8 protein-coding genes are annotated in these 6464 nt (G+C 72.1%); 3 read left to right on the top strand and 5 right to left on the bottom strand.

What is annotated here, in order from left to right; translation table 11 throughout:
* Nucleotides 1-148 precede the first annotated feature (148 nt).
* Complete coding sequence (locus tag PROKR_RS20570) at nucleotides 149-2146, bottom strand: APC family permease (protein WP_036966635.1); 1998 nt, start codon at nucleotides 2144-2146, stop codon at nucleotides 149-151.
* A 96-nt stretch (nucleotides 2147-2242) separates the two neighbouring features.
* On the opposite strand from PROKR_RS20570, the gene PROKR_RS20575 reads away from it, so the two are divergent.
* Nucleotides 2243-2896 (top strand): potassium channel family protein, encoded by a 654-nt coding sequence (locus tag PROKR_RS20575; protein WP_036966665.1) that lies wholly within the window; start codon nucleotides 2243-2245, stop codon nucleotides 2894-2896.
* Complete coding sequence (locus PROKR_RS20580; RefSeq protein ID WP_036966638.1) at nucleotides 2896-3561, top strand: potassium channel family protein; 666 nt, start codon at nucleotides 2896-2898, stop codon at nucleotides 3559-3561. The genes PROKR_RS20575 and PROKR_RS20580 overlap by 1 nt, the downstream gene beginning before the upstream one ends.
* An 18-nt stretch (nucleotides 3562-3579) precedes the next feature.
* On the opposite strand, the gene PROKR_RS20585 is transcribed toward PROKR_RS20580, so the two are convergent.
* The 4 genes from PROKR_RS20585 to dut form a co-directional block, all read right to left on the bottom strand.
* Nucleotides 3580-4338, bottom strand: a complete 759-nt coding sequence (locus PROKR_RS20585; RefSeq protein WP_245605905.1) for a DUF3159 domain-containing protein — start codon at nucleotides 4336-4338, stop codon at nucleotides 3580-3582.
* 5 nt (nucleotides 4339-4343) lie between these two features.
* On the bottom strand, nucleotides 4344-4730 hold the full coding sequence (locus tag PROKR_RS20590) for an OB-fold nucleic acid binding domain-containing protein (RefSeq protein WP_036966641.1): 387 nt from the start codon (nucleotides 4728-4730) through the stop codon (nucleotides 4344-4346).
* Nucleotides 4731-4745: 15 nt separating this feature from the next.
* Entirely contained in the window at nucleotides 4746-5471 is a 726-nt protein-coding gene (locus tag PROKR_RS20595; RefSeq protein ID WP_036966644.1) for a DUF3710 domain-containing protein, read from the bottom strand.
* A gap of 149 nt (nucleotides 5472-5620) precedes the next feature.
* Nucleotides 5621-6097, bottom strand: a complete 477-nt coding sequence (gene dut, locus PROKR_RS20600) for a dUTP diphosphatase (RefSeq protein WP_051433191.1) — start codon at nucleotides 6095-6097, stop codon at nucleotides 5621-5623.
* A gap of 77 nt (nucleotides 6098-6174) precedes the next feature.
* Between dut and PROKR_RS20605 the strand changes: the two genes are divergently transcribed.
* The coding region (locus PROKR_RS20605) for a DUF3093 family protein (RefSeq protein WP_036966674.1) at nucleotides 6175-6464 on the top strand (290 nt) is incomplete at its 3' end.

Genomic DNA, 6464 nt, shown 5'->3' on the forward strand with positions numbered 1-6464 from the left:
CGCGGGGAACGCTGGGGACGACGGCGCACGCGGGCGCCCTGCTCGGGGTCGGCGGGCGCGCTGCGGCGATCGGAGTTACGGGGCATGTGCTCAAGTATCGCGCACCGGCCGCCTTCGCCGCTGCGGTGACGCCGTCGGACGGGTCACGTCACATCCGCCGGCCGCGCAGGAACGTGTCACCCTCCAGGCCCGTCTGGCCGCGCGTCGAGGCGAGCTGCCACGGCACGGAGGCCACGACGACGCCGGGGGTGAACAGCAGGCTGCCCTTGAGGCGCAGGGCGGACTGGTTGTGCAGCAGCTGCTCCCACCAGTGCCCCACCACGTACTCGGGGATGTACACGATCACCAGGTCGCGCGGGGACTCGCGGTGCACGGAGCGCACGTACTTGACCACGGGGCGGGTGATCTCGCGGAACGGCGAGTCGAGGATGCGCAGCGGAACGGGCAGGTCGAGGGCCTCCCACTCGGCCGTCAGCCGCTCGACGTCCTCGCGGTCCACGCCCACGCTGACGGCCTCCAGCTCGTTCGGCCGCGCGGCCCGCGCGTAGGCCAGCGCGCGCATGGTCGGCTTGTGCACCTTCGAGACCAGCACCACGGCGTGCACGCGGCTGGGCAGCGCACGGGCCGCCGAGACGTCGTCGAGCGCGAGCTCCTGGCTGACCCGGTCGTAGTGCTTGCGGATGCCCCGCATGAGGACGAACAGCACGCCCATGGCCAGCAGGGTGATCCAGGCGCCGTGGGTGAACTTGGTCAGCAGCACGATGATCAGCACGATGCCCGTCAGGCCGAACCCGACGCCGTTGACCAGCCGCGAGCGCTTGTACCGGCTGCGCACCGCGGGGTTGGGCTCGGTGCGCAGCTCGCGCGTCCAGTGCCGCAGCATGCCGAGCTGGGACAGCGTGAACGAGACGAACACGCCCACGATGTAGAGCTGGATCAGCCGGGTGACCTCGGCGTCGAACACCACGATCAGGACGATCGCCGCGACGGCGAGGGTGATGATGCCGTTGGAGAACGCGAGCCGGTCGCCGCGGGTGTGCAGCTGGCGGGGCAGGTAGCCGTCGCGGCCGAGGATCGAGCCCAGCACCGGGAACCCGTTGAACGCCGTGTTGGCGGCGAGCACCAGGATCAGGCCCGTGACGGCGGACACGGCGTAGAACGCGGGCGGGAAGCCGGAGAACACGGCCTCGGCGAGCTGGCCGATCACCGGGATCTGCACGTAGTGGTCCGAGACCGGCTGGCCGTTCAGCGTGAGCTGGCTGTGCGGGTCCTCCGCGAACTGGACCCCGGTGGCCTGGGCCAGGAGCAGGATCGACATGATCATGGTCGCGGAGATCGTGCCGAGCAGCAGCAGCGTCGTGGCGGCGTTGCGCGACTTGGGCTTGCGGAACGCGGGCACGCCGTTGCTGATGGCCTCCACGCCGGTCAGGGCGGCGCAGCCGGACGCGAACGCGCGGGCCAGCAGGAACGCGCCGGCGACGCCGACCAGGCCCTGGTCGAACGCGGCCTCGGCGGACAGCTCGAACTCCGCGCTCTGCGCCTGCGGCAGCGTGCCCGAGAAGAACCGGAACGCGCCCGTGACGATGAGCGCGCCGATGATCGCCATGTAGCAGTAGGTCGGGATGGCGAACGCGGTGCCCGACTCCTTGACCCCGCGCAGGTTGACGAGGGTGAGCAGCACCACCGCGATGACCGCGGCGAGCGCCTCGTGCCCGCGCAGCCCGGGGATGGCGGCGGACGCGTACTGGGCGGCCGACGAGATCGACACGGCCACGGTGAGCACGTAGTCGACCAGCAGCGCGGAGGCGACGCCGATACCCGCGGACGGGCCGAGGTTGGTGGTGGCGACCTCGTAGTCGCCGCCGCCGGAGGGGTAGGCGTGCACGTTCTGCCGGTAGGACGCCACCACGATGAGCAGCACCACGACCACCACGAGGCCGACCCATGGGGAGAACGCCAGGGCGGCGATACCCGCCAGTGACAGAGTCAGGAGGATCTCGTCGGGCGCGTACGCGACCGACGACAGCGCGTCCGAGGCAAACACCGGGAGCGCGATGCGTTTGGGCAGCAGCGTGTGCCCCAGGCTCTCGCTGCGCATGGGGCGGCCGACCAGGAGGCGCTTGGCCGCATCGACGATGTCCGACACGTTGGATGACTCTATGCCCGTCGATGGCGTCCAGCGCACCCAGCGCACCATCGTCACCCCCGGCGCGGTAGCGTTCCGTCCGTGCACTTCGTCATCATGGGTTGCGGCCGGGTCGGCTCCAGCCTCGCTCAGGAGATCGAGGGCCGCGGGCACTCCGTGGCCGTCATCGACCAGAACCCGGACGCGTTCCGACGCCTGCCCGCGGACTTCTCCGGCAAGAAGGTCACCGGCGTGGGTTTCGACCGGGACACCCTGGTCCAGGCCGGCATCGAGGACACGTACGCGTTCGCCGCGGTGTCCGACGGCGACAACTCCAACATCCTGTCCGCCCGCGTGGTCCGCGAGACCTACGGTGTGGACAACGTGGTGGCACGCATCTACGACCCGCACCGCGCGGAGATCTACCAGCGCCTGGGCATCCCGACGGTCGCCACGGTGCGCTGGACGGCCGACCAGGTGCTGCGGCGCATGCTGCCGCTGGGCTTCACCGACGAGTACCGCGACCCGTCCGGCACCGTCCGGCTCGCGCAGATCGACTACCACCGGCGCTGGGTGGGCCGGCCCGTGCTGGGCATCGAGGCCGCGACGGGCGCACGGGTCGCGTTCGTGACCCGCTACTCGTCGGCGATCCTGCCCACCGCCGACGTCGTGCTCCAGGAGAACGACGTGCTGCACCTGCTCATGGCCGCCGACCGGTCCGCCGAGATCGAGCGCATCCTCACCGCCGCACCGACCGCCGAGGAGGACTGATGCGCGTCGTCATCGCCGGGGCGGGGTCCGTGGGCCGCTCGATCGCCCGCGAGCTGCTGAGCCACGACCACGAGGTCACCCTGATCGACAAGAACCCGTCGGCCATGCGGGTCTCGCAGGTCCCCGAGGCGGAGTGGGTGCTGGCGGACGCGTGCGAGCTGCCCGCCCTGGAGGCGTCCGAGCTGGAGCAGGCCGACGTCGTGGTGGGCGCCACCGGCGACGACAAGGTGAACCTGGTGTTCTCCCTGCTGGGCAAGACGGAGTTCGGGGTGCCGCGCACCGTCGCGCGGGTGAACAACCCGAAGAACGAGTGGATGTTCGACCAGTCCTGGGGCGTGGACGTGGCGGTCTCGACGCCGCGCATCATGACGGCGATGGTCGAGGAGGCCGTGGCCGTCGGCGACCTGGTGAAGATCTTCAGCTTCAGCCAGTCGCGCGCCGACATCCTGGAGCTGACGCTGCCCGCCGACTCCCGGGTCGCCGGGACGCGCGTGGGTCAGGTGATCTGGCCGGCGGACGTCACGCTCTCGACGATCGTGCGCGACGGACGCCCGCTGGTGCCGAGCCCCGACGACACGCTGGAGGCCGGCGACGAGCTGCTGCTGGTCGCCGGCGCGGACGCCGACACGGACGCCCTCCAGAAGCTGCTGGTGCCGAAGGGCTGAGGTCGGGCAGGGCCGAGCTCAGGCCGCGGGCCGCGGCTTGGGCCGGCGCACGACGTACCAGGTCAGGTACAGCACGAGCGCCCACAGCGGCACGCCCAGCAGCAGGTGGAACGTGCCCAGCCAGGCGACGTCGCCGGCGAAGTAGAGCGGCGTCTTGACGGCCAGGCGCAGGGCGAACAGGCCCACCCAGAGCCAGGTGGCGATCGAGTACATGCGCATCTTGGCCGGGTCGGAGCGCCAGGCGGTCAGCGCGGCGAACGCCGAGGGCTGGTCGTCCGGGCGGTCCGCGTCGGCCTTGACGGCCTCCGGCGTCAGGCCGGCGCGCAGCGCCTCGACCACGTAGCCGACGGCGGGGCGGCGCGCGAGGATCGTGCCGAGCAGCACCACGAGGTAGCCGGCGTTCAGCAGCAGGCCGCCCGCGTAGTAGTCCTCCGCGTCGCCGGAGGTCCAGGCCCACACCACGCCGACGGCGATGCCGAGCAGCCCGCCGAGCGCCTGCGTGACCGGCGTGCGCTGCACGAGGCGCGCCACGACGAGCACCAGCGCGGCGACGACCGACGCGATCAGCGGGACGGTCAGGTCGTTGGTGATCACGAACGCGACCACGAACACGAGGCCGGGCAGGACCGCCTCGACCAGGCCGCGCACCCCGCCTACGGCCTGCGCGGCCGAGAACTCCTCGCCCGCGAGGGCGCGCATGCCGCGCGCGGGGGTCTGCGCATGGTCGTTCCGGGTCTGCTCGTGCGGGGGCACGTCATGACGTGCTGGATCGCTCATGGGGGCTATTGTGCCTCGCCCGGCCGGGGCCTCAGCTCGTACCTCGGGTTGAACATCGTGCGGCGGCCGTCGACGTCGCACACCATGCCCTCGACGCGGATACGGCGGCCCGGCTCGATGCCCTCGATGGTGCGGCGCCCGAGCCAGACGAGATCGAGCGCGCCGGAGCCGTCGAACAGCTCCGCCTCCAGGGTGGGCACGCCCTCGCGCGGGCGCAGGACCACGGAGCGCAGGACACCCGCGACCTTGCCGCGGGACCGTGTGGGCAGCGATGTGACCGCCGCACAGCCGACGTTCTTGGACGCGTCGGCACGTTCGGCGGTGTCGCTGACCTCCTCGTTGGACGCGAGCGTCGCCGCTATGCGGGACGCGAGCGCCGAGCGGAGCGACATCAGTGGTTCACCTCGTCAGCCGATCTGGGTGATCTCGGGACCGCGGCGCAGCGGGTTGAAGTCCGACATCTGCGGTGCCGCGTTCTCGGGAGCGGCCGGCTCCGGTGCCGGCTGTGCACCATCCTTGCGCGCCGACTTCGGTAGCGCCAGGGGCAGCAGGTCCCGCGGCGGGCGCGGGCTCTGGTCGCGCACCACGACGATGTTCGCGAACACGGACTCCAGGGGCTTGGCCGCCTCGGCGTCCAGGGCTGCCCGGCCCGCGAGCACGCCGCGGATGAACCAGCGGGGGCCGTCCACGCCCACGAACCGAGCCGGCCGCTGGCCGGACTGCCCGTCGGGGCCGGTCACCGGCATGCGGACCAGCAGCTCGCGGCCGAACACGCCGGGGACGTCGTCCACGATGCCGCCCTGCCCGCTGACGGACTGCGCGATCTCGTGCCGGATCTCGTCCCAGATCCCGTCGGTGCGCGGCGCGGCGAAGGCCTGGATCTGGAGGTTGGACCCCTCCAGCGCGGCCGTCACGCCGGTCACCTTCTGCGTCTTCTTGTCGATCTCCATGCGGAGCTCGAGCCCGGGCATCACCGGCAGCCAGATCGCGCCGAGATCGACCCGGGGGCCCATCTCGTCCACCTGCGAGCGGTCGAAGGGTCCGTGGGGCCGCTTCTGCTGCTCGGCCTCCACCGACGCCCACTCGACCGAAGCCGGCTCCTGAGCCGTACCTCGTCGGCTGAACAGACCCACAGCCACACTCCTTCGTCGTTCTTCCGTTGCCCGCCCGGCGGCTCGCCGGACGCTCGCCGTCCCCGGCCGCGCGCGATTGCTCCGCCGGGCGGCGTTATCCGCTCGTTACTTACAGCCTAGACCTGTCAGGGCTGCACTTGGACACGCGTTCAGCGTCCGGCGAAACCGCCGCTGGAACCGAAGCCGCCCTCGCCCCGGTGCGAGCCGGGCAGCACCTCGGCCATCAGGAAGCGCGCACGCTCGACCTTCTGGATCACGAGCTGCGCGACGCGGTCGCCGCGCGCCAGCTTCACGGCCTGCGTCGTGTCGGTGTTGAGCAGCGTGACCTTGATCTCGCCGCGGTACCCCGCGTCCACCGTGCCCGGCGCGTTGACGATCGTCACGCCATGCTTCGTGGCGAGCCCCGAGCGCGGGTGCACGAACGCCGCGTAGCCGTCCGGCAGCGCGATCGACACCCCGGTGGGCACCAGCACCCGCCCCTGCGGCGGGATCTCGACGTCGACCGTGGTCACCAGGTCGGCGCCGGCGTCGCCGGGATGCGCGTAGGACGGCAGGGGGACGTCGTCCAGGAGGCGGATGAGCACGTCGACCGTGCTGCCGTCAGGGGTGGGCTCAGGGGTGGGCACGCCGGAAGAGTACGCCACCTGGGCCCGCGCCGCCGCAAGAGTGCTCGGGCAGTGCTCGGGGCTGGGATGATGTGTCCATGACGGCGACCACCCTCACCTTCCACGAGCGCCTACTGCCCGGTCCCGGCGGCTGGCTCGGCACGGTCGGTCTGGGCGCCATCGCGGCGATCGCGCTGTGGCCCGTGCACGCGGTGACGGCGGTGACCGTGGGCCTGCTCGTGTGCGTGGGCTCGGCGGTCGCCCTGGCGGTGTCCTCGCCCGTGGTGGAGGTGTCCGACGGCGTGCTGCGCGCCGGGGCCGCCCGGATCCCGGTGGCGCTGCTCGGCGCCGCACAGGCGCTGGACGTCGCGGCCATGCGGCACGAGCT

The organism is Promicromonospora kroppenstedtii DSM 19349 (assembly GCF_000515355.1).
Taxonomy (GTDB): Bacteria; Actinomycetota; Actinomycetes; order Actinomycetales; family Cellulomonadaceae; genus Promicromonospora; species Promicromonospora kroppenstedtii.

Coding starts and splice junctions, on each gene's coding strand:
- PROKR_RS20590 (WP_036966641.1), bottom strand. CDS start 4,730: ATGTCGCTCCGCTCGGCGCTCGCGTCCCGCATAGCGGCGACGCTCGCG.
- PROKR_RS20580 (WP_036966638.1), top strand. CDS start 2,896: ATGCGCGTCGTCATCGCCGGGGCGGGGTCCGTGGGCCGCTCGATCGCC.
- PROKR_RS20575 (WP_036966665.1), top strand. CDS start 2,243: ATGGGTTGCGGCCGGGTCGGCTCCAGCCTCGCTCAGGAGATCGAGGGC.
- PROKR_RS20585 (WP_245605905.1), bottom strand. CDS start 4,338: ATGAGCGATCCAGCACGTCATGACGTGCCCCCGCACGAGCAGACCCGG.